Raw genomic sequence first — 21,004 nt, 5'->3', positions numbered from 1 at the left:
CCCACGGCAGTGCCACTTCGACGGGCGGAACATCTCGACGTGCCGCTTCACCTCGTCCGCGACCGGGGGCGGCATGTCCACGGTCCGCGTCTTCGCCCACTTGGGAGGTTCCTCGCCGCCCACCCAGCGCCCGCCGCGACCGCCGATGCTCTGGTCCACGACAGCCGGGGCAAGGTCCTTCTGGTCAACCCCACGTACAAGGTCGGGCTGGGATCTTCCCGGGGGGCATGGTCGAGGGAAGACGATGTCGACGCGCATCACACGAGGATGCTCCACCCAGAACGCGCCACGGGCCCGCCGCAGTCGATCGCGGCAGGCCCGGGCACCAGCGGGCCCCGTCCTTACCGGACGAGCGGGTCGTCGGAGGGGCGGATCGTCAGGGTTGCCAGAGGGGCGTCAGAGGAGAAGGTCGTTCACGGGGAAGCCCCAGCCCGCTCGGGTGTCGGGCGGCGGATTGGTGAACGGCTGGGCGAGGTCCCCGGTCCCGGCGTAGAAATAGAGATCGCCGTTGGGCTTGCGGCCCAGGAGATCGGGCTTGGCGTCGCCATTCATATCGCCGGGGGAGATAACGGTGTTGTAGATCTCCCAGCCCCAGCCGATCCTGACCTGGGGTTTGAAGGTGCCGTCGCCGTTGCCCTCCAGGAGGAAGAGTTCGTCACCCGTGCTCGTACCCGATGGTTTGCGGACCACGAGATCGGGGCTGGCGCCGCCCGCGACATTGCCCGGGGCCAGGATCGTGTTGTACGCCCCCCAGGGGCTGCCAGCGTTGGCCACGACCGTGGCCGGGGTGCCGATGCTCCCGTCGGGCTCGATGGGCATCCGCTGGAGCACGTCACCGGTCCTGACCAGGAGTTCGGCTCGGCCGTCGGCGTTCATATCGGGGCTCACGGCCAGCAGGTCTGCGCTTCCGAGGCCGTTGCCGACCGTGCGGGGCGCGATGAAGAACAGTTCGGTGGGATGGCCCGGGTGGAGGCGGAGGTTGCCGCTGCCGTCGATCGAGTAGAGGTCTTCGTCACCGTCCCGGTCCGCGTCACCGGCGCGCGCGATGTGTCGCAGCGAACTCCAGTTGGTGTTCCAGGCGGCACCGACCTTGCAGTAGAGGGCCTGAATCTTGTTGTCGGTCCGGCCGAAGTGACGGTACAGATCGCCGTCGGCACCCCGGCGCAGCATGTCGGCCCTGCCGTCGTCGGGGTTGTTGCACTGGGTCCATGTCGCGGCGCCGCGGTAGGCGTAGTGGTCGGAGACCCCGGCGTGCCGGGGCATCGCGTCCGCCACCACGTTCTTGAAGTGCGCCTCGCTCACAAAGATGTAGTCGTACTTGGCCTCGACCCGGCCGATGGTCGTGTCGGCGCGCAGGGTCGGCTCACCGGAGCGACATTGCCCGGCCGGCGGGGCGAGGGCCAGACACTCCGGTGTGAAGCGTGCGGCGTCCGCCTGGTCCGTCTCGATGAACTGCCCGGTTCCGCCCGAGTGGCTGTACAGCCGGCTGAGGGGTTCCGCCAGGGGGGCGAGGCGCGGTTCGATGATCTTCTTGGTCGGGTCGTTCGGGTCCGTGATCTCGTGTTGCGGGTTGAAGTCACCGCCGAGGACCACCGGTATCCCCTGGTCGATCCACGGCTTCACCTGGCGGGCGAGGCTCTCGGCCTGCTTCGTGCGCTCGGGTCGGTCGTTGTGGGTCAGATGGACGGAGCACGCCCGGGTCGTCCGGCCCTGGAGCGCGGTCTCCAGGCACGCCGCCTTCCACCTGGCGTCCTTGGTGGGCGAGTAGAGGTGCAGGGCGGGCAGGGCCACGATCGGCCCCTTGGCGAAGACCGCGATACCAAAGTCGTTCTCGGGTACGGCCGTGCCCCCGGACGGCGTGTACTTGCAGAGGTCCCCGCTGCCGTCCTGGGCGGGGGTGAGCATCCGTTCGAAGGTGCCCTCGTAGCCGAGGCTCGCGAGCCGCCTCCGTACCTCGTCGTACTGGGACCTACAGACCTCCTGGAGGAACAGGATGTCCGAGTCCCACTCCGTGGCCTGCCGGACGACCTCCGCGGACCGCTGGTTCACCTCGTCCGTGAGGGAGCAGTCCGCCGTTGTGTCGTTGTTCCCGCAGATGTTGTACGAGAGGAAGCGCAGCACCGGGGCCGACCCCGGTGACACGGTATCGGCGGACGACACGGGAACCAGTAGGCCACCGGCCATGACCGCGGTCAGCAGCGCGATGAACAGCGCGCGTAGTCGCATGTGGGTCCTTTCTCAAGGCATCACTGACTGTTCGTGCGTTCACAAGAACGGAGCGCACGATGCTGCGACTGACGACGGAACCGGATGGTTGTACCGGCGGAAGTTCGGCCCGGTCCGGAGCGCGTGATCGCCCCCGGCGCGGCTGTGACGGCAGCCCGACTGGGCCCGGCCACAGACATCATGGTCCTCCGGGCGGGGCACACGGGCGCGCCGGACGACGAGCCTGTCGGCGTCGCAGCGCGCTCGATACCGGCCCGGGCCCCGGGGGGCACGCACCGTGCTGACCGCGGCGGACCTCGCCATCACCGGGAGTCACGCGGTGATAGCGATCACGGCGCAACCATTGGCGCTCCCCAGGCGTCCGGCAGCACGACGGAGGGATCGTCAGGTCCCTCTCCGCACCGCTGCCCCTGTTGTCCGGCGCCCGGCCCGGCTCATCCGGCCCGCGCCATCCCGGCCCCGAGGAGTACGTCATGACGTCACAGCGTTCCGCCCTGAGCTGCGCCCTGGTCGTGGCCGCCGCCACCGCCTCACTGCTCAGCCCGACGGCCACGGCCGCCCCCAGCTCCGCGCCCACCGCCAGCCCCGCCAACACCGCCTCGGGGAGCACCGAGGACTTCGACGGCGACGGCTTCCGCGATATCGCGATCGGTGCGCCGTCGGCCCAGGTGGGTCAGGCGAGACAGGCGGGACAGATCACCGTCCTCTACGGCTCGCAGAGCGGCGCGGTCACCTCGCGGCAGCAGACCCTCCACCAGGACTCGCCCGGGATTCCCGGCGACGCCGAGGCGGGCGACCGCTTCGGCCAGCGGCTCACCACCGGCGACCTGGACAACGACGGCTACACCGACCTGATCGTCGGGGCCCCCGGCGAGGACTACTTCCCGCCCCACGATCACAACCAGGGCGCTCTCGCCGTGATCTGGGGCAGCGCCGAGGGACTGACCGGCGAGGCGACCCCGATCGACGGCGCCTTCATCGGAGCCCGCTTCGGCGAGCAGTTGGCGACCGGTGACTTCGACGCCGACGGCGATACTGACCTCGTCGTCAACAACGGCACCAACGGCCTGCGGCAGCTCTCCGGTCCCTTCCTCCGGAACGGCACATCGGCCGGGATGAAGCTCGTCGGCGGCAGCCAGAACACCATGTACGTCGACATCGCCAGCGGCGATCTCAACGGGGACGGCCTGGCCGACCTGGTCACCACCACGTACACCCCGCTGGGGCAGTACAACGACGGCCGGTCCGTCCTCTACGCGCTGGGCACCCCCCAGGGTCTCCCCCTGTACCCCACCCCGGTGATCAACGGCTTCGGGAACCATGTCCCCGGGGGCGACGCGGTCGCCGTCGGCGACATCGACAACGACGGCAAGGACGAGATCGTGATCGGCCGCGGCCGGGAGGCCCTCAATGACTCCACCGTGCCGCCGGGCGCCGTCGGCGGCATGATCAGCTATGTCCCGGGCTCCGCCCAGGGTCCGCGCGGCGACCTCGTCCAGAACATCAATCTGGCCAACTCCGGGCTGACCTTCCAGCCGGGCGACGGTCTGGGCAGCGGGATCTCGGTCGGCGATATCGACGGAGACGGGTACGGCGATGTGACGGCAGGCGTCCCGGGCGAGGACCTGCCGGGGGTGGCCGGGGCCGACCAGGGTTCGGTGGTCACGCTGAAGGGCCGCTCGTTCGGCCTGAACGGCATCGGGGCACGGAAGTTCACTCAGGACACCGTCGGGGTGCCCGGTGAGGCGGAGAGCGGCGACGGCTTCGGCAGGACCACCCGGCTGCTCGACACCGACGGTGACGGCAAGGCCGAGCTGTTCGTGGGGGTTCCCGCCGAGGGCGCGGGAGCCGGTGGGGTCTGGGTCCTCGACGGGACCGCCACCGGGGCGTCCGCCCAGGGGTCGGTCACCTTCGGTCCGGACGCGGTGGGCATCCCCGCCGACAGCGCCGGGTTCGGCGCCGGCTTCACCGACTGAACCCGGCTGAACCCGGCTGAGCCCGACTGAACCCGAATCGGCCAGGGGCGCGGTCGACCGCGCGGGTGGCCCGGGCCGCGCGGGTTTTACGTGTGGCTCAGGTGACGCGGATGGCTCGGGTTTCGCGGCCACAGGGTGAGCGCCGGTCGGTGGCGGTGGCGCACAGGCAGGGCCCACCGTGCCGGCCGGCCTGGCGACAGTGTCCCCCGGCCGATTTCCGCTCACCACCAAGGAAATCGTCCTGCCTTCTGGCCTCATGTCCCGTTACGCGTGGGGCACATGCGCGGGCCGAGGTTCACCACCCATGATCCCGTTCCGTAATCTGGGTCACCGAGAAGTGAGGGCGGGGACGTGGAAAACTCACCAAGTACGGACGTTGGTCTGCTCATCGCGGGCAGGTACCGATTGGCCGAGAGCATCGGCCGGGGCGGCATGGGCAGGGTGTGGCGGGCACATGACGAAGTGCTGCACCGGGTCGTCGCCATCAAGGAACTGACGGCGGGAATGTACGCCTCCGGCGCCGACCGCGCCGTGTTCCACACCCGGACCCGGACGGAGGCGAGAGCGGCGGCCCGGATCAGCCACCCCGGTGTGGTCACCGTTCACGATGTGCTCGACCACGACGACCGCCCCTGGATCGTCATGCAGTATGTCGACGGGCCGTCACTCGCCGACGCGACCGGGAGAGCCGGGCGCATCCCCGCACCGGAGACCGCCCGCATCGGACTCCAGCTCCTGCGCGCCCTGGACGCCGCGCACCTGGCCGGAGTCCTGCACCGCGACATCAAGCCCGCCAATGTGCTGCTCACCCAGGACGGCCGGGCGCTGATCACCGACTTCGGCATAGCCTCCATAGAAGGCGATCCGACGCTCACCCGGACCGGGGAGATCATCGGTTCCGTCGACTATCTGGCCCCCGAGCGGGTACAGGGTGCCGACCCCGGCCCCGCCTCGGACCTCTGGTCGCTGGGCGCGACGCTCTACACGGCGGTGGAGGGCGTGTCCCCCTTCCGTCGTTCGTCACCGCTGACTACCCTGCAAGCCGTCATGGCCGAGGAACCGGCGCCGCCCGTGCACGCCGGTCCCCTCGCCCCGGTGATCACTGCGCTGCTGTGCAAGGACCCGGCTGGACGGCCCTCGACCGCGCGGATCGAGGAGATGCTCCAGGAGGTCGTGGAGGGTCGGGCCCCGGCCCCGTACGCCGTCCCGGGGCCCACGGAACGCATCGAGCCGCCGCCCCCGCACCAGCCCCCACCGCCGGCTTCCGGAGGGTCGGAGGACGGCGGAGTCAAGCGCTTCGGGCGGATGCGCATGGCGGCGGTCGTCACGGCGCTGTCGGTCGTCGCCGGAGTGGGCGCCGGGTACGCGGTGATGGCCTACGGGGACGACGAGAAGAACCCGGCCACCGGGCGGACGACGCCCAAGGAGTCCGGCAGCCCGGTCGCCGGCACCACCCCCGGCCCCGGCACCGCGGAGGACCCCGGAACGGCGAAGGATCCCGGCACCTCGAATGCTCCCAGTACCTCGAACGGCTCCGGGCAGGTGCCGGAAGGCTGGCGCAGGGTGCAGGACCCGAAGGGCTTCAGCCTTCTCGTACCGGACGGCTGGACCCGGCAGGTCGTGAACAATCAGATCGACTACACCCCCGACAACGGACGTCACCTCATTCGGATCGGTATCGACCCGGCGCCCGACTTCGAACACCCCTACGGCCACCTTCAGGACCTGGAGGGGACTCTCAGCAAGTTCCCGGACTACCGCCAACTGCGGTTGGAGCCCAATACCTACCGGGACCGGGAGAAGTCCGCGATCTGGGAGTTCACCTGGACCGAGCGGGGAGACCTCGCCGGCCCCCGGCGTGCCATCAACCAGGTGTACTACGGGGACGACGGCACCGAGTACGCGCTCTACATGTCGGCCCCGGTCGACGACTGGGCAGAGACACGGGAACAGTTCAACACTCTGCTCCAGAGCTGGCGGCCGCCCGGGGATCCCCCGGCCCCTTCCTCCTGACGCCCCTCACCACCGGGCGGCGGTGAACGAGCGGACTCCCCGGCCACCCGGCCGAGGGGCAGCCATCGGGCCCGCCAGGTCCGGCGCGGGCCGACAGCGCTCCGATGCAGACCGGTTAGGGAGTGGGCGCCACAGGTTCCCCGTCCCGAAACCCGGTTGCCAGGACGGCCGCGCGAATGCCAACGATGCCCCATGAACGATGAGATCAGGAACCCTGGCTTCCCCGACCAGTTCGCCCGCACCCGGCGCTTCTCCCTCGGTGTCCCCCAGCATTTCACCGTCTCCCCGGACGGCGCGCGCGTCGTCTTCGTACGCTCCGCCGGTGGCGCTGACCCGGTCAGCGGGCTCTGGCTGTACGAGCCCGACACGTCGGGCGGGGGCCGGGAGCGACTGCTCGCCGACCCCCTCGCACTGGGCGAAGGACCACCGGCCGATGTGCCCGAGGCAGAGCGCATCCGCCGCGAGCGCGCCCGGGAGGCCGCCACCGGTGTGGTGACGTACGCGACCGACGCCGACGCCCGGATCGCGGCCTTCGCACTGGGCGGCGACCTCTGGACGGTGCGTACCGACGGCGGTGCGCCGCGCCGGATCGCGACGGCCGGTCCGGTGGTCGATCCGCGTCCCGCACCGGACGGTGGCTCGATCGCGTACGTCTCCGGGGGCGCCCTCCGGATCGTACGGACCGACGGCACCGGAGACCGGCCGCTAGCCGTGCCGGAGGACCCGGAGGTGTCCTACGGCCTCAGCGATCACGCGGCGGCGGAGTCGATCGGCCGGGACCGCGGCTACTGGTGGGCGCCCGACGGGAGCGCGCTGCTGGTGGCGCGGGTGGACAACACTCCGGTGGGACGCTGGTACATCGCCGATCCGGCTGATCCGACGAAGCCACCGCGGTCCGTCCCGTATCCGGCGGTGGGCACCGCCAACGCCGTGGTGTCACTCCTCCTGGTCCGCGTGGACGGCGGCCGGCGGGAGGTACTACTGCCGGCGCGTGCGCCGCTGGACGCGCATCCCGAGGGCGAGTGGACCGACACGGCGTTCGAGTACGTGGCCGCGGCGGGCTGGGACGGCCACGGCCCGTTCGCCCAGGTGCAGACCCGTGACCAGCGCACCCTCCACCTGCTGGACATCGACCCGGAGACCGGCGGGACCGCGGTGGCGCGCACCCGGCACGACACGGCATGGGTGCAGTTGGTGCCGGGAGCCCCCGGCCGTACCTCGTCCGGCACCCCGCTGTGGACCTTCACCGGCGACGACGATCTGGAGCGGCTGGCGATCGGGGACGCCCGCTCCCCCGACGGCCTCCATGTCCGTGAGGTCCTCGGGGCCGTCGGCCAGCGGGTCTACTTCACCGCGAACGAGGATCCGACCGAAGTGCACGTCTGGTACCACGAGCCCGCGGTCGGCTTCGTCCGCCTCAGCGCCGGCCCCGGGGTGCACGGCGCCAGCTTCGGCGGCGACACCGTCGTCCTGGCGAGCTGGACGGAGTCGGGCCCAGCGGTGACCGTGCTCCGCGGTGGTGCGCCGGCCGGTGAGATCGCCGTGCGCGCCGAGGAACCACAGGTCACACCGGCACCGGTGTTCCTCACCCTCGGCGAGCGGGACCTCCGCGCCCAGCTCTACTTCCCGTCCTGGTACGAGCCGGGCTCCGGCACCAGGCTGCCGGTGCTGCTCAATCCGTACGCGGGTCCCGGGATGCAGCTGGTGGTCCGGGCGCGCGGTTGGTGGACCTGTGTCTCGCAGTGGTTCGCCGAGCAGGGCTTCGCGGTGCTCGTGACGGACGGCCGGGGCACCCCCGGACGGGGCCGGGCGTGGGACAAGGCCATCCACGGCGATCGGCTGGGGCCCGCACTGACGGACCAGATCGACGCGCTGCGGGCCGCCGCCGAGCGGTACCCCGAGCTGGATCTCGGCGCGGTCGGCATCCGCGGCTGGTCGTACGGGGGGTATCTGGCGGCGGGCGCGGTGCTGCACCACCCCGAGGTCTTCCACGCGGCGTCGGCGGGGGCCGCCCCGACCGACCGGCGGCTCTACGACACCCACTGGGAGGAGCGCTTCCTCGGGCATCCCGACGTCTTCCCCGAGGCGTACGAGCGCAGTTCACTGGTCCCGTACGCCGATCGGCTCACCCGCCCGCTGCTGCTGGTGCACGGGGTCTCCGACGACAATGTGTACTTCGCGCACGCGCTCCGACTGTCGTCGGCGCTACTGGCGGCGGGGCGGGAGCACAGTGTGCTGCCGCTGTCGGGGGCGGGGCATCTGGTCACCCAGCGGGAGCAGACCAGCAATCTCCTCCTCTTGGAGCGCGCGTTCCTCAAGAAGTCCCTCAAGGGGTCCCTGGCGGTGTGAGCGGTCGGCCCCCGTCCGCACGGAGCCGTTGCCAGCAGGCCAGGACCTCGTCACCGGTGGTGATGGTGGCGACGAGCGCGAGTGTGTGACGGATCATCGCGGCGGTGTAGTCGGCGGGCACCCCCGCGACGGCGTCCCGGGCGACCACGGCCGTATAGCCGAGGTTGACCAGGTCGAAGACGGCGTTGGGGACGGCGACGTTGGCCGAGACCCCGGTGACGAGGACGGTGCGGCAGCCGAGATTGCGCAGCAGCGGGTCGACGTCGGTGCCCGCGACCGGGGAGAGTCCGTGCAGCCTGCGGACGACGATGTCCTCGTCGGCGACCGTTATCGGGGGTGCGATCCGCACGGCCGGGGTGCCGATGTGCTGGGGTACGGGGAGTCGTGCGGCGGCGCGGAAGAGCCGGGCGTTCCGGTTGGCGCCCCGGCCGTCGGGCCGCCGTTCGGCGACCGCGTGCAGCACCTGTACGCCGGCGTCGCGGGCGCCCTCGACGAGCCGGGCGATCTGGTGCAGGGCGCCGGACGAGCGGGCCTCGGCGGCGAGTTCGGGCAGCGCGCTCTCCGTACCGACGACGCCGCGCTGGCACTCGACGGTGAGCAGCGCGGTGGTCGTCGGGTCGAGCTGCCGGGCGAGCTGTTCGTCGGAGACCATGGCGAGTCCTCTGTCGTCGCGGAACGGCAAACCGGTAAACCGGCAGGCCGTTAAACGCGGCAGACCGGGAGGCCGGCATTCCGGTGCATCGGTGCACCGGCGCGCGGACGCACCGATGGCCCGGTGCGGCGCCGGAACGCGACCGGTACGGACGGCCTGCCGGGGCGCGCGAATGTAGCCCCCATTGCGTCACGGGGGAAGAGCCTCCATGATTCCGACAGGATTTCTGACTCCCCGTCAGAATTGAGGGAGGGACCGCCATGCCCGCCAGCCAGCGCCGGGGTCGCCGGATCATGATGACGCCCACCGAACTGGACGCGTTCCTGACCGAGCGGCGCACCTGCCGGGTGGCCACGGTGTCGGCGGACGGCCGGCCGCACGTCAGCGCGCTCTGGTTCGCCTGGGACGGGACTGCGCTGTGGCTGTACTCGATCACCCGCAGCCGCCGCTGGGCGGAACTGCGGCGCGATCCGCGGCTCGCGGTGGTCGTGGACGACGGCGAGGAGTACGGCGAACTGCGCGGCGCCGAACTGTCGGGCACGGCCGTCTTCGTCGGCGAGGCCCCGCGCACCGGCGCCCCCTGCCCCGAGCTGCGGGAACCGGAGCGGCTCTTCGCCCGGAAGAACTTCGGCCTGCCGGAGATGGTGCACGACGGACGGCACGCGTGGCTGCGGCTGACGCCGGACACGGTCGCCTCCTGGGACTTCCGCAAGCTCCGCTGACCGGGCCCCCCGCGGGGGGCTACCAGCCGTGGGAGGTCAGGGCTGCCGCACCGCCGCGCGCAGGGCGTCCACCGTCGCCCGGAGGGAGGGCCGGCGCCCGGCGTCCGTACGCCACACCGCGTACACATGCCGCCGCATGAGCTGCCGTACGGGAACGAGCGCCACCCCCTCCGGCACCGGCCCCCGGCCCAGCCGGGGTGCGACGGCGACCCCGAGCCCGGCCGCGATCAGGGCGAGCTGGGTGTGGTGCTCGGCCGCCTGATGGGCGATCCGGGGTTCGAGCCCGCGGGAACGCAGGGTGAACAGCAGCCACTCATGGCAGAACTCGCCCTCCGGCCAGGAGACCCAGTCGTCGTCGGCGAACTCCTCCAGATCGACCTCGGCCCGGTCCGCGAGCGGATGACCGGCCGGCATCGCGACATCGGCCTCGTCGTCCAGGAGATGGGTGTGGGCGAGGCCGCCGGGGACGGGCCGTCGTTTATTGCTCCAGTCCAGCACCACGGCGAGATCGAGATCTCCCCGGATGACGGACCTGATGCCGTCCTCGGGTTCCAGCTCGCACGACCGGACGCGGAGTTCGGGGTGGTCGGCGCGGAGCGCGGTGAGCACGGCCGGGAAGAGGCCGCGGGCGGCGGTGGGGAACGCCCCGAGCCTGACCTCCCCGACGACCTGTCCGCGCTGGGCGTCGATATCGGCCTGGGCCAGCTCGACCTGGGACAGGATGTGGGCCGCGTGGTCCGCGAGCAGCCGGCCCGCGTCGGTGAGCCGCACCCCGCGCCCGTGTTTGGCCAGGAGGCGCTGACCGACCTCCCGCTCCAGCTTCGCCAACTGCTGGGAGACGGCGGAGGTGGTGACATGCAGCCCGTCGGCCGCGCCACTGACCGAGCCGTGCCGGGCGAGGGCGTCCAGGGTCCGCAGGCGCTCCAGATTCAACATGTAAGTAATGCTAAGTGAATACTTCCATTAATTCTCACTTGTTCTAAGAGATAAGAACACCGAGGGTGGAGGCCATGGACTGGCGTATCCGCTTCGCGATTCTCTCCACCGTGTGGGGCTTCAGCTTTCTTCTCATCAAGGTCGGCACCGAGGGGTACGCGCCCTTCCAGGTGACCTTCGGCCGGCTCTTCTTCGGTGCGGCGGTGCTGGTGGTCGCCCTGGTGGTGCGGCGGCAGCGGCTGCCGCGCGGATTCCGCGTCTGGGGCCATCTCACGGTCGCCGCACTGCTGCTGAACGCGGTGCCGTTCTCGCTCTTCTCGTACGCCGGAGAGCTGATCCCGTCGACGCTCTCGGGCATCTGCAACGCGACCTCACCCCTGTGGGGCATGGCGCTCTCCATGGTCGCGCTCTCCGAGGACCGGCCGACCCGGCGCCGGGTCGCCGGTCTGGGCCTGGGGTTCCTCGGGGTGCTGACCGTGCTCGGCGCCTGGCAGGGCTTCGCCGGGCTCGATGTCAGGGGTACGGCGCTGGCGCTGCTCGCCGCGCTGAGCTATCCGATCGGCTGGATCTACGTCCGCCGTACGCTCGCGGGCAGTGGCCAGTCGCACCTGGCGCTGACCGGGGCTCAGCTCCTGCTCGCCACCCTCCTCCTGGCCCTGGTCACCCCGCTGTTCACGGCGTTGCCGACGTCGTTCCCGATGGTTCCGCTGCTGGCGGTGGTGGCGCTGGGCGCGCTGGGGACGGGGTTCGCGATGCTCATGCAGTACGGGCTGGTGGCCGAGGTCGGGCCGACGACCGCGCAGACGGTCACGTACTTCATCCCGGTGATCGCGACGACGGCGGGGGTCACGCTCCTGGGCGAGGAGTTGAGCTGGAACACCCCGGTGGGGGCGGCGATCATCCTGGTGGGTGCGGCGCTGACCCAGAGCCGGGCGAGGAGGCCGGCCGGCCCGGCGGCGACGGCCGTCCCGACACCGGTCACGGCGGTGCCGCCGAAGGAGGTCGCCGGTCAGCCGTAGCCGCGGGCGGGGGTGGGCCCGGCGGCCGCCGCCACCGCGTCGGCGACCGCGCCGATCTCGTCCATCGCCAGCGTGGACACGGTGATCCGCACCCCCGGCGGCGTGGACATCCGGAACCTGGCCCCGGGGGCCACCGCCCACCCGGCGTGCAGCAGCCGCGCCACCGCGCCCGTCTCGTCGGGCACCGGCACCCAGACGTTCATGCCACTGCGTCCGTGCGCCTCGATCCCGTGGCCGGCGAGCGCCCGCACGACGGCATCGCGCCGCTGCCCGTACGACTGCGCCACGGCGAGGGGGTCGACGGCGCCCGACTCCCACAGATGGACGACGGCGTGTTGGAGGAGCCGGCTGACCCAGCCGGGTCCGAGTCCCTGCCGGCCGGTCACCCGGTCGACGGTGATGGCGTCGCCGGTGAGGAACGCGACGCGGAGATCGGGGCCGTACGCCTTGGCGGTGGAACGGATGAAGGCCCAGTGGTCGGTGACCCCGGCGAGCGGGCGCACCGGCTGGGCGACGATGGCGTGGCCGTGGTCGTCCTCGATGAGGAGGGTGCCCGGGAACCGGGCCAGGACCGCGCGGAGCCGGCCGGCACGGTCGGCGGTCACCACGGCGCCGGTGGGGTTCTGGGCACGGTCGGTGACGATCAGGGCCCTGGCACCCGCCGCGAGGGCGCGCTCCACCTCCTCGACGAGCGGACCGTCGTCGTCCACCGACACGGGGACGGGCCGCAGCCCGAGCGCCGGAACCAGATCGAGCAGGCTGCCCCAGCCGGGGTCCTCCACGGCGACGGCGTCACCGGGGCGCAGATGGGCGGCGAGGACGCGTTCGACGGCGTCGAGCGAACCGGAGGTGACGGCGACGGGCCCGGCGGGCACCCCGTCGGCGTCCAGCGCGGCGCGGGCGCGCCGGGCGAACTCCTCGTCCACGGGGGCCTGTCCGTACAGGCCCGGACGCCGTTCGGCGCGCAGCGCGGCGGCGGCGAGCGCGTCATGGAGCGCGGGCAGCAGGGCGGGATCGGGGTTGCCCGTGCTGAGGTCACGCACGCCGGGCGGAGCGTCGACCCGAATGGAGCCGCGCGCGGTGCTGGCGGGCCGTGGGCGCACCCGGCTGCCGCGGCGGCCGGAGGTCTCGATGACACCGCGTTCGCGCAGGGTGCGGTAGGCGGCGGCGACGGTGTTCGGGTTCACCCCGAGCCCGGTGGCCAACTCGCGCATGGGCGGCAGTGACTGCCCCGGCTCCAGCTCACCACTGCCGACCGCGCGCTCGACGCTCGCCGCGATCTCCGATGCGCGTCGCCCTGTGATCCGATACTCTCCTAGCACAAAAGCGATTATGCACTAGTGCAATGGAGGCCGCAAATGCCGGACGCCCAGCCAACGCCTGATGCCTACGAGCCGACCGGACGCACCGTCCCCACTCGCTCCCGCGAGCGCGCCTCCTACGACCGGTCCGTGGTGCACGCCATCCTCGACGAGGAGTACGTCTGCCATCTCGGGTTCATCCGGGACGGCGCCCCGGTGGTACTGCCGACGCTGTACGCCCGCGTCGGGGACCGGGTCTATGTGCACGGCTCGACGGGCTCGCGACCGCTGCGGCTGGCGGGCGAGCCGGACCCCGGCCTGGCGGTGTGCCTGACGGTGACCCGGGTCGACGGACTGGTCCTGGCCCGCTCGGCGTTCCACCACTCGCTCAACTACCGCTCGGTCGTCATCCATGGCACGGCCCACCAGGTGACCGACCCCCGGGAGAAGAGCGAATCGCTGGACGCCCTGGTCGAAGCGGTGGTGCCGGGCCGGGCCGGGGACTCGCGCCCGGCGAACGCACGGGAGCTGGCGGCGACCGCCGTACTGCGGCTGGAGCTCGCGGAGGTCTCGGCGAAGATCCGCACCGGGCCGCCGAACGACGAGCCGGAGGATCTGGAACTGCCGTACTGGACCGGGGTGGTCCCGGTGGCGAGGACGTACGGGACACCCGTTCCGGCCGACGATCTGGCTCCGTCGGTCGGGCTGCCCGGGTACATAGCGGCGATGTGACCGCGGCGGGGGCGAGCGTCCCGGCCCGCCCCCACCGAACCCCCCGCCGGGGGGCAGGCGCCGCGCCGGGGGCAGGCACCGCGCGCCTCAACCCCACGCCGTCCGACGGCTCAGCTCCTCCCGTACACCCAGCCGCTCGCATGCACCCCGGCCGCTCAACTCCTCCCGTACACCCGACCACTCGCATGCACCCCGGCCGCTCAGCTCCTCCCGTACACCCGACCACTCGCATGCACCCCGGCCGCTCAACTCTCCTCCCCGGGCCTGCTCAGCTCCTCCCGCGCCCCCGGCCCGTCCGGGTCTCGGCCAGGGCCAGCCCCGCCACCGCCGTCAGCAGCAGCGCCGTGCCCGCCGCCGTCGCCCAGGTCAGCCGCTCATCCAGCAGCACCACCGCGATCACCGCGGCGCTCACCGGCTCCAGGAGCATGACCACCGAGACCGTCGTCGCCCGGACGACCGCCGCGCCCGCGAAGTAGAGCGCGTACGCCAGCGCCGTCGGCACCGCCGCCACGTACACCAGCAGCCACAGCACCCGGGCCACCTCCTCCGTGTGCGGGAGCAGCCCCTCCGCGATGGCCATCGGGAACAGCCCCACCATCCCGACGCCGAACGCCCACGCCGTCGTCGCGAGCGCGTCACCGCCGCCGCCCGACCGTCCGAGCCAGCGGGTCAGCAGGGTGATGGCCGCGTAACCGGCCGCCGAGAGCACCGCGAACACCACTCCGTGCGCGCGGACCGTGCCCGCGTCACCACCGAGTACGAGCACCGCCAGTCCGGCGAGCGCCCCGGCCACCGCCGCGACACCACCGCGGCCGAGCCGCTCCCCCAGCGCGAACCGGGCGCCGAGCGCGATCAGCACGGGGCCCGCGCCCAGCGTGACGACCGTGCCGACGGCGAGCCCCGTCGACTGGACCGCCGCGAAGTACGCGCTCTGGAAGACCGTGAGACCGATACCGGTCCCGAGGATCCGGATCAGCCGGCGCCGCCGCGGCTCCGCGACACCAGCGGGACCGGCCGGCGCGGGACGCCGCAGCGCCCGCAGCCCCAGCGCGCCCAGCAACAGCACCAGCCCCCCGGCGCACCGCCAGAAGGAGAGCGCGAGCGGGCCGAGGTCGCTCACCGCGAAGACCAGCGACGCGGCGGCGCCCGCGGTCCCCCAGGCGACTCCGGCGAAGATCAGATAGAGCAGGCTCCGCCCGACGGGCAGGGGTGCGACGGCAGACCGCGCGGGCACACCGAGGACGGAAGCCGAGGAAGGGTTCGACACGTGACGTCTCCGTACGAAGAACGGGATGGTGGGTCGTCCTGCTCCGTCACGCGGGCAGCGACAGACCGCTCGGGGACGCCCCGAGCCCGGTCCTCGTCAACAACCTGCCGCCCGCGCTAAGCGGCAGGAGGCGGCAGTACGGTCGAATGCATGATCGTGACCCTACTTTCCGGCCGGGCCGGCCGACAACTCCCCCGCACCGGGGCCCGGTCCACCCGCATCGACCGTCGGCTCGTCGTCGGTGGCGACCAACCCCCCGCCCAGAGTGCCGACGGGCGTTCCCGACGCCACCGGCCCCGGTGACGGCGCCTTCGGTGCCTGCGACTGCGCGATGAACGCGCCCATCAGCACCAATCCACCACCCAGGATCTGTGGCAGCGAGAGGTGCTCCTGAAGCAACACCCACGCCAGTACGGTCGCGATGACCGCCTCCAGACACGCCACCACCCCGGCCACCTGCGGCGACAGCCTCCGTACCGAGATCACGCCGGTGACATAGGCGAACACCGTCGCGAGCAGCACGACCCACGCCAGCAGCAGCCAGGCGGCGACCGGGGTCCCGCCCATGCTCACGTCCCCGCCCAGCAGGCCGAAGTCCATCCGCCACGGCCGCGCGACCAGGGTCAGCACCAGCGCGCCGACGAGCAGTCCGTACGCGATGACGCCCAGCGGGTCCGCCCGGTCCTCGCCGTCAGCGCCGTGGTCGGACAGGATGAAGTAGCACGCCTGACAGCAGGCCGCGCCGAGCGCGAGCAGCAGCCCGAGTACGTCGAAGCTCAGTCCCGCCCACACCTCGACCACACAGGCGAGCCCGGTGACGGCGAGGACCACCCCGACCGCCGCGGCACGGGTCACGGGCCGGCGCTGGACGAAGCGGATCCAGCCGAGGACGAGAGCCGGGCCGAGGTACTCGACCAGCAGCGCGACACCGACGGGTATCCGGGAGATCGCGGCGAAGTAGAACGCCTGGACGCCCGCGACCGCGAGCAGTCCGAACCCGACGAGCAGGGCCGGCTTGCGCAGCACCAGATCGCGGTGGCGCCAAGCGAGCGGCAGCATGATCAGCGCGGCGCCGGTCACCCGCAGCCACACCACATGCAGCGGATCGAGACCCGCCTCGATCAGCGGCTTGGCCGCGACCCCTGACCCACCGAACGCGAACGCCGAGGCCAGGGCGATCCCCAGGCCGGCGCTCCTTCCCCGAGACGCGTGCATCGGCACATCATGTCAGCGGCGGTCAGCACCGTCGACCCTGTCGCACATGTCGAGACACGTGACCCCCGGCACACGGGTGTGGTGGTCCGGAACGGCTGGGCGGGAGGCGGTTCCGGGGTCGGAGGGTTCCGGGGGCAGGGGTCAGGAAGTCCGGGGTCAGGGATTCCGGGGTCAGGTGAGTTCGATCCGCCCGCCGAGCCACTCCGTGTCCACCCCCGCCCGCCGCAGCACCTCCACCGCCCGGCAGTCGGGATCCGCCGCCAGCCGGGCGAGCAGATCGACACCGGTCACCCGCACGGCACCGCGTGAACACGCCCGCTCCAGCGCCCCGTCCATCGCGGCGACCGCCGACGGCGACCACCCCGACGCACTGTCACCCGCCGCGGGGACCAGGGGCACCGCGCCGGAGTCCTCCACCGAACCCCGCCAGCGCAGGCCGTAGCCGATGCTGCGCTGGGCGAGATAGCCGAGCACCCGCGCGATCAGTGGGCCCGGCCCGAGCAATGCGCGGGCCTCGGGGTCCGTTTCGATCAGCGAGTGCAGCAGATGGGCGGTGTCGATCTGGCGGTCACCGCCGCGCAGCGCCCTACGGCGCGCACCCGCGACCACCGAGACCAGCTCCACGGTGAGCCTGGCGTCGAGTTCGGCACGGGTGGCGGCGGGCGGCCGGGGCAGCCTCGGGGTGGGACTCTGCACCTGACTACTCCATCAGGCGCGGACGGCTCGCACGTCCCCCGCCGGGTACCGTCCTCCCTCCCACGGAAGGTGGGCACAGCCGCCCGGTTTCTCCTCCTTCTGGATGAGATCGCGGCAGTTATCCCCGAGGGGGCGCGCGTCAGCTTGCCAACCACTCCCGCACCACCGCCGGATCCGGCAACCGCCGTACGGGGACGCGCGTCCCCCGGTGCGTGTTCTGGACGGTCGCGCTGCTCGCGCTCGATGGACGACAGTACGTGTACCGGGTGTATGCGCCGGCGAGTGCCCTGCTCGGCGATGTCTTCTGGGCCGCGTTCCACTGCCACGACGAGGGGCCGCACCCCCGGGCGTCGGACTGGTTCGACGCCGCCGAGATCGGACGGCACCGCACGGACCATCAAATCTGACTACTCATCAGTATTGAATGTTCTCCTCGGTGCGGCTACGTTCCGCGGCACCGTGACCCGACAGCGAGGGGTGGCCGCATGGCCGAAGTCAGCGCCGAGGCCCGTATCGAGGCACCGGCCGAGCAGATCTGGGCCCAACTGACCGACTTCACCGGCTACGGCCGGTGGAACGCCATGCACACCAGCTTCCCCAAGGGGGGCCCGGCCACGCTGGAACTCGGCGCCACCTACGAGGAGAACATGAAGCTCATGGGCTTCCCCGCCGAAATCGTCTGGACGGTGGGCGAGTTCGAGGCCGGCCGGGTACTGGGCATCAGCGGCAAGGGGCCGATGGGCGTCATCGTCGGCAACCGGTACGCCCTCACCCCGGACGGCGCGGGGACCCGGGTGCGCATCGAGGGCGAGTTCACGGGGGCCGCCGTGTCCCTGATGGCGGGGAAGCTCAAGGATTCGGCAACGGCCGCGCTGGAGGAGTCGCTGCGCAAGCTGACGGGGCTGGTCACCTGAGACCCCGCCCCCACCCCCGCCCGACCCCGTACACCTGCGCCGCCGCACCGACGCACCGCCGCACACGTACGACCACCCACGTACGACCACACCGGGCGAGCATGAACACCCCGGCACCACCCCGGCACCGAAAGGGGCCCCGCGCGACGGCGCGAGGCCCCTTTCACCGGCCCGCACCGACCGCATTGGCCACACCCGGCTGCGCTGGTCGCACCGGCTGCGCTGGTCGCACCGAGTTGGCCGGGGGGACCCTGCCCGCTTCCACGGCCCGGCCCCCCGGGCGCGGCTTCCACGAGCCCGGCCCCGCCGAGCGCGGCCTTCACAGGCGGCTCGGCCACCGATGAGTCAGCGCTCATCGGCGAGAATCAGATAGAGCTTCTTACGGGCCTCATTGATCACCTCGACGGCCTTGGTGCGCTGCTCGGCACTGCCGGTCTTCCAGACCTGACCGAATGCCTCCATCAGCCCCCAGCCGGCCTGCCGGATCTCATTGACCGTCTCCCAGTCGACCCCACGACCGGCGTCCTCCCAGGGCGCGTCCGGCCCCGCTTCAGCCTCGGCGCGCCCCGACTCGGTGAGCGTGAACAGCTTCTTGCCGCCTTCGCTCGCGCTGGTGATCAGGCCCTCGTCCTCCAGCAGTTGAAGGGTGGGGTAGACCGAACCGGGGCTGGGCTTCCAGGCCCCGCCGCTGCGCTCGCCGATCTCCCGGATCATCTCGTACCCGTGCATCGGCCGGTCTGTGAGCAGCGCCAGGATCGAGGCGCGCACATCACCGCGGCGCGCCCGCCCCCGACCGCCACCATGGCCGCGCCCGCCACCGAAGGGCCCGCCACCGAACGGGGGGCCGAACTGCCCGAAGGCTCCGCGCCACCCGTCGGGACCACCCCGGCCAGGGCGACCGGGCCCACACTGCCCCTGACCGTGCTCATGCTCGTATCCATGCGAACGCATCACTACGCTCCTTCTATCGTTGATCTGTCGCGATACCTCAACGATATATCGGAATAGCTCGCCGGGCCACCCCTGGCGAGCGATTCCGTCAGTTCCGTTGGTTCCGCCGGGCACGTCCCTGGTCCCGTCAGGCACATCCGTGGTTGGGTCAGGCACGTCCCTGGTGGCGTCAGGCGCGTTCCGCCCCCGCCCGTGCGCCACACCGTGGCCCCCGGACACCGCCAGACGGCCCACCCGGAATCGTCCACGGAAAAATTCACGCGGAAAAATACGACGAGGATGTCGAGAACCCGTGGCCGGCTCCGTCCCCGTGGTGAACGCGACCACAAGGGGTCGCACCAGCACAAGGAGAACCACCATGGCCAAGTACCTGCTGCTCAAGCACTACCGTGGCGCCCCGACCGCGGTCAACGACGTACCCATGGACCAGTGGACGCCTGACGAGATCTCGGCCCATGTGCAGTACATGCGCGACTTCGCGGCCCGGCTGGAAGAGACCGGCGAGTTCGTCGACGGTCAAGCGCTCGCCCCCGAGGGGACATTCGTCCGGTACGACGGCGAAGGCCGCCCGCCCGTCACCGACGGCCCGTTCGCCGAGACCAAGGACCTCATCGCCGGCTGGATGGTGATCGACGTCGACACCTACGAGCGCGCTATCGAACTGGCCGGGGAGTTGTCGGCCGCCCCCGGAGCGGGCGGGCGGCCCATCCACGAATGGCTGGAGGTACGCCCGTTCCTGGCCGCGCCGCCCACCATCGCAGAGTGCCACTGAGGTGAACGAGCTGCTGCTCCGGAGCCTCACCCCGAGCGTGCTCGGGATCCTCGTCCGCCGCGGAGCCGACTTCGCGGCGGCCGAGGACGCCGTGCAGGAAGCGCTGGTCGAGGCGGTCCGCGGCTGGCCAGCCGACCCCGCCTCCAGCGCTTCCACCGCCGCCACCCCTTCCAGCGGGGAACACCGCGTACGGGACCCAAAGGGCTGGCTGGTCACCGTGGCCTGGCGCAAGTTCCTCGACGCGACCCGGGCGGACGCCGCCCGCCGCCGCCGTGAGGACCTCGTCGACGAGGAGCCCGCGCCCGGCCCCGCGCCCGCGGTGGACGACACGCTCCAGCTCTACTTCCTGTGCGCCCATCCGTCGCTGACGCCGTCGTCCGCGGTCGCGCTCACACTGCGTGCCGTGGGCGGGCTGACCACCCGCCAGATCGCCCAGGCGTATCTGGTGCCCGAGGCGACCATGGCGCAGCGGATCAGCCGGGCCAAACGCACCGTCTCCGGCGTGCGGTTCGACCAGCCCGGCGACGTCGCCACCGTGCTGCGCGTCCTCTACCTGGTCTTCAACGAGGGCTACTCCGGCGATGTCGACCTCGCCGCCGAGGCCATCCGGCTCACCCGCCAGCTCGCGGCCCGGGTCGACCACCCCGAGGCGGCGGGACTGCTCGCCCTCATGCTGCTCCACCACGCCCGGCGCGCCGCCCGGACCACGCCCGACGGCAGCCTGGTGCCACTCGCCGAGCAGGACCGCGGCCGGTGGGACACCGGAGCGATCGCCGAAGGCATCGAGATCCTGCGGGCGGCCCTCGCCCGCGACCGGCTGGGCGAGTTCCAGGCCCAGGCCGCCATCGCGGCGCTCCACGCCGACGCGCCCACCGCCGAGGAGACCGACTGGACGCAGATCGTCGAGTGGTACGACGAGCTGGCACGCCTGACCGACAGCCCGATCGTCAGGCTCAACCGCGCGGTGGCCGTCGGCGAGGCCGACGGACCGCGCGCCGGCCTGGCGGCACTCGCGGCCCTGGACGACGCGCTGCCCCGCCACACCGCGGTGGCGGCGTACCTCCATGAGCGGGACGGCGACCTGACGACAGCGGCACGGCTGTACACGGAGGCCGCCTGGAAGGCACCCAACCTCGCCGAACGCGACCATCTGACGCGCCAGGCGGCCCGCCTCAACACCCACAGAAGTACTGATGGGTGCCGCGCGGACTCCCCCGCGGCGCCTGACACGGCCCCGGGGCCGTCGCCGCGCGGTGAGTGAGC

Annotated in this window: 18 protein-coding genes; 10 read left to right on the top strand and 8 right to left on the bottom strand. The window is 72.1% G+C overall.

The genetic code is table 11. The annotated features are described in order from the left end of the window. Window positions 1-396: 396 nt before the first annotated feature. The gene (locus ACH4S7_RS29095) at window positions 397-2,226 is read right to left on the bottom strand and encodes an endonuclease/exonuclease/phosphatase family protein (RefSeq protein ID WP_398524303.1); all 1,830 of its coding nucleotides are present in this window, start codon (window positions 2,224-2,226) and stop codon (window positions 397-399) included. A 473-nt stretch (window positions 2,227-2,699) separates the two neighbouring features. Between ACH4S7_RS29095 and ACH4S7_RS29090 the strand changes: the two genes are divergently transcribed. The 3 genes from ACH4S7_RS29090 (at window position 2,700) to ACH4S7_RS29080 (ending at window position 8,564) form a co-directional block, all read left to right on the top strand. Then, the gene (locus ACH4S7_RS29090; protein ID WP_398524302.1) at window positions 2,700-4,202 is read left to right on the top strand and encodes an FG-GAP-like repeat-containing protein; all 1,503 of its coding nucleotides are present in this window, start codon (window positions 2,700-2,702) and stop codon (window positions 4,200-4,202) included. A gap of 351 nt (window positions 4,203-4,553) precedes the next feature. Next, window positions 4,554-6,215 carry a protein kinase gene (locus tag ACH4S7_RS29085; RefSeq protein ID WP_398524301.1) on the top strand — a complete coding sequence of 554 codons (1,662 nt, stop codon included), beginning with the start codon at window positions 4,554-4,556 and terminating at the stop codon, window positions 6,213-6,215. A 192-nt stretch (window positions 6,216-6,407) separates the two neighbouring features. Beyond that, window positions 6,408-8,564, top strand: a complete 2,157-nt coding sequence (locus ACH4S7_RS29080) for a prolyl oligopeptidase family serine peptidase (protein ID WP_398524300.1) — start codon at window positions 6,408-6,410, stop codon at window positions 8,562-8,564. Here ACH4S7_RS29080 and ACH4S7_RS29075 read toward each other — a convergent pair. Then, the gene (locus ACH4S7_RS29075; protein ID WP_398524299.1) at window positions 8,542-9,216 is read right to left on the bottom strand and encodes a cysteine hydrolase; all 675 of its coding nucleotides are present in this window, start codon (window positions 9,214-9,216) and stop codon (window positions 8,542-8,544) included. The genes ACH4S7_RS29080 and ACH4S7_RS29075 overlap by 23 nt on opposite strands. Window positions 9,217-9,476: 260 nt before the next feature. Between ACH4S7_RS29075 and ACH4S7_RS29070 the strand changes: the two genes are divergently transcribed. Next, entirely contained in the window at window positions 9,477-9,938 is a 462-nt protein-coding gene (locus ACH4S7_RS29070) for a pyridoxamine 5'-phosphate oxidase family protein (RefSeq protein WP_398524298.1), read from the top strand. A gap of 36 nt (window positions 9,939-9,974) precedes the next feature. Here ACH4S7_RS29070 and ACH4S7_RS29065 read toward each other — a convergent pair whose 3' ends face one another. Next, complete coding sequence (locus ACH4S7_RS29065) at window positions 9,975-10,874, bottom strand: LysR family transcriptional regulator (RefSeq protein ID WP_398524297.1); 900 nt, start codon at window positions 10,872-10,874, stop codon at window positions 9,975-9,977. Window positions 10,875-10,948: 74 nt separating this feature from the next. Here ACH4S7_RS29065 and ACH4S7_RS29060 point away from each other — a divergent pair, with 74 nt between their 5' ends. Then, complete coding sequence (locus ACH4S7_RS29060; protein ID WP_398524296.1) at window positions 10,949-11,893, top strand: DMT family transporter; 945 nt, start codon at window positions 10,949-10,951, stop codon at window positions 11,891-11,893. Here the strand turns inward: ACH4S7_RS29060 and ACH4S7_RS29055 are convergent. Then, window positions 11,884-13,215, bottom strand: a complete 1,332-nt coding sequence (locus ACH4S7_RS29055; RefSeq protein ID WP_398524295.1) for an aminotransferase class I/II-fold pyridoxal phosphate-dependent enzyme — start codon at window positions 13,213-13,215, stop codon at window positions 11,884-11,886. The two genes, ACH4S7_RS29060 and ACH4S7_RS29055, sit on opposite strands and share 10 nt — an antisense overlap. Before the next feature lie 36 nt (window positions 13,216-13,251). Here ACH4S7_RS29055 and ACH4S7_RS29050 point away from each other — a divergent pair, with 36 nt between their 5' ends. After that, window positions 13,252-13,926, top strand: coding sequence for a pyridoxamine 5'-phosphate oxidase family protein (locus ACH4S7_RS29050; protein ID WP_398524294.1), 675 nt, complete (start codon window positions 13,252-13,254; stop codon window positions 13,924-13,926). A gap of 268 nt (window positions 13,927-14,194) precedes the next feature. Here the strand turns inward: ACH4S7_RS29050 and ACH4S7_RS29045 are convergent, their stop codons facing one another. The 3 genes from ACH4S7_RS29045 to ACH4S7_RS29035 all read right to left on the bottom strand — a co-directional run bounded on the left by ACH4S7_RS29045 (window position 14,195) and on the right by ACH4S7_RS29035 (window position 17,104). Then, window positions 14,195-15,193, bottom strand: coding sequence for a DMT family transporter (locus ACH4S7_RS29045; RefSeq protein WP_398524293.1), 999 nt, complete (start codon window positions 15,191-15,193; stop codon window positions 14,195-14,197). A gap of 162 nt (window positions 15,194-15,355) precedes the next feature. Further along, window positions 15,356-16,408 (bottom strand): EamA family transporter, encoded by a 1,053-nt coding sequence (locus tag ACH4S7_RS29040; protein WP_398524292.1) that lies wholly within the window; start codon window positions 16,406-16,408, stop codon window positions 15,356-15,358. Between the two features lie 171 nt (window positions 16,409-16,579). Further along, window positions 16,580-17,104: a Clp protease N-terminal domain-containing protein gene (locus ACH4S7_RS29035; RefSeq protein WP_398524291.1), complete on the bottom strand. Its 525-nt coding sequence runs from the start codon at window positions 17,102-17,104 to the stop codon at window positions 16,580-16,582. Window positions 17,105-17,316: 212 nt separating this feature from the next. On the opposite strand from ACH4S7_RS29035, the gene ACH4S7_RS29030 reads away from it, so the two are divergent. Both ACH4S7_RS29030 and ACH4S7_RS29025 read left to right on the top strand, forming a co-directional pair. Further along, entirely contained in the window at window positions 17,317-17,511 is a 195-nt protein-coding gene (locus ACH4S7_RS29030; RefSeq protein WP_398524290.1) for a hypothetical protein, read from the top strand. Window positions 17,512-17,589: 78 nt separating this feature from the next. Further along, on the top strand, window positions 17,590-18,018 hold the full coding sequence (locus ACH4S7_RS29025; protein ID WP_398524289.1) for an SRPBCC family protein: 429 nt from the start codon (window positions 17,590-17,592) through the stop codon (window positions 18,016-18,018). 345 nt (window positions 18,019-18,363) lie between these two features. Here the strand turns inward: ACH4S7_RS29025 and ACH4S7_RS29020 are convergent, their stop codons facing one another. After that, on the bottom strand, window positions 18,364-18,969 hold the full coding sequence (locus ACH4S7_RS29020; RefSeq protein ID WP_398524288.1) for a PadR family transcriptional regulator: 606 nt from the start codon (window positions 18,967-18,969) through the stop codon (window positions 18,364-18,366). A 358-nt stretch (window positions 18,970-19,327) separates the two neighbouring features. On the opposite strand from ACH4S7_RS29020, the gene ACH4S7_RS29015 reads away from it, so the two are divergent. Together ACH4S7_RS29015 and ACH4S7_RS29010 are read left to right on the top strand one after the other, a co-directional pair. Continuing rightward, complete coding sequence (locus ACH4S7_RS29015; protein WP_398524287.1) at window positions 19,328-19,741, top strand: YciI family protein; 414 nt, start codon at window positions 19,328-19,330, stop codon at window positions 19,739-19,741. 1 nt (window position 19,742) lies between these two features. Continuing rightward, entirely contained in the window at window positions 19,743-21,002 is a 1,260-nt protein-coding gene (locus ACH4S7_RS29010; protein ID WP_398524286.1) for an RNA polymerase sigma factor, read from the top strand. Window positions 21,003-21,004 lie beyond the last annotated feature (2 nt).

The sequence above is a fragment of the Streptomyces sp. NPDC020965 genome, from assembly GCF_044333555.1.
Lineage (GTDB): Bacteria > Actinomycetota > Actinomycetes > Streptomycetales > Streptomycetaceae > Streptomyces.
Note: the sequence above shows the minus strand (reverse complement) of the source record. Positions and strands in the feature narration are given on the sequence as shown.

Excerpts from the sequence above, each read along its gene's own strand:
- ACH4S7_RS29040 (WP_398524292.1), bottom strand. The coding sequence starts at position 16,408 with ATGCACGCGTCTCGGGGAAGGAGCGCCGGCCTGGGGATCGCCCTGGCC.
- ACH4S7_RS29025 (WP_398524289.1), top strand. The coding sequence starts at position 17,590 with ATGGCCGAAGTCAGCGCCGAGGCCCGTATCGAGGCACCGGCCGAGCAG.
- ACH4S7_RS29020 (WP_398524288.1), bottom strand. The coding sequence starts at position 18,969 with ATGCGTTCGCATGGATACGAGCATGAGCACGGTCAGGGGCAGTGTGGG.
- ACH4S7_RS29065 (WP_398524297.1), bottom strand. The coding sequence starts at position 10,874 with ATGTTGAATCTGGAGCGCCTGCGGACCCTGGACGCCCTCGCCCGGCAC.
- ACH4S7_RS29060 (WP_398524296.1), top strand. The coding sequence starts at position 10,949 with ATGGACTGGCGTATCCGCTTCGCGATTCTCTCCACCGTGTGGGGCTTC.
- ACH4S7_RS29080 (WP_398524300.1), top strand. The coding sequence starts at position 6,408 with ATGAACGATGAGATCAGGAACCCTGGCTTCCCCGACCAGTTCGCCCGC.
- ACH4S7_RS29095 (WP_398524303.1), bottom strand. The coding sequence starts at position 2,226 with ATGCGACTACGCGCGCTGTTCATCGCGCTGCTGACCGCGGTCATGGCC.
- ACH4S7_RS29090 (WP_398524302.1), top strand. The coding sequence starts at position 2,700 with ATGACGTCACAGCGTTCCGCCCTGAGCTGCGCCCTGGTCGTGGCCGCC.
- ACH4S7_RS29075 (WP_398524299.1), bottom strand. The coding sequence starts at position 9,216 with ATGGTCTCCGACGAACAGCTCGCCCGGCAGCTCGACCCGACGACCACC.
- ACH4S7_RS29070 (WP_398524298.1), top strand. The coding sequence starts at position 9,477 with ATGCCCGCCAGCCAGCGCCGGGGTCGCCGGATCATGATGACGCCCACC.
- ACH4S7_RS29050 (WP_398524294.1), top strand. The coding sequence starts at position 13,252 with ATGCCGGACGCCCAGCCAACGCCTGATGCCTACGAGCCGACCGGACGC.
- ACH4S7_RS29015 (WP_398524287.1), top strand. The coding sequence starts at position 19,328 with ATGGCCAAGTACCTGCTGCTCAAGCACTACCGTGGCGCCCCGACCGCG.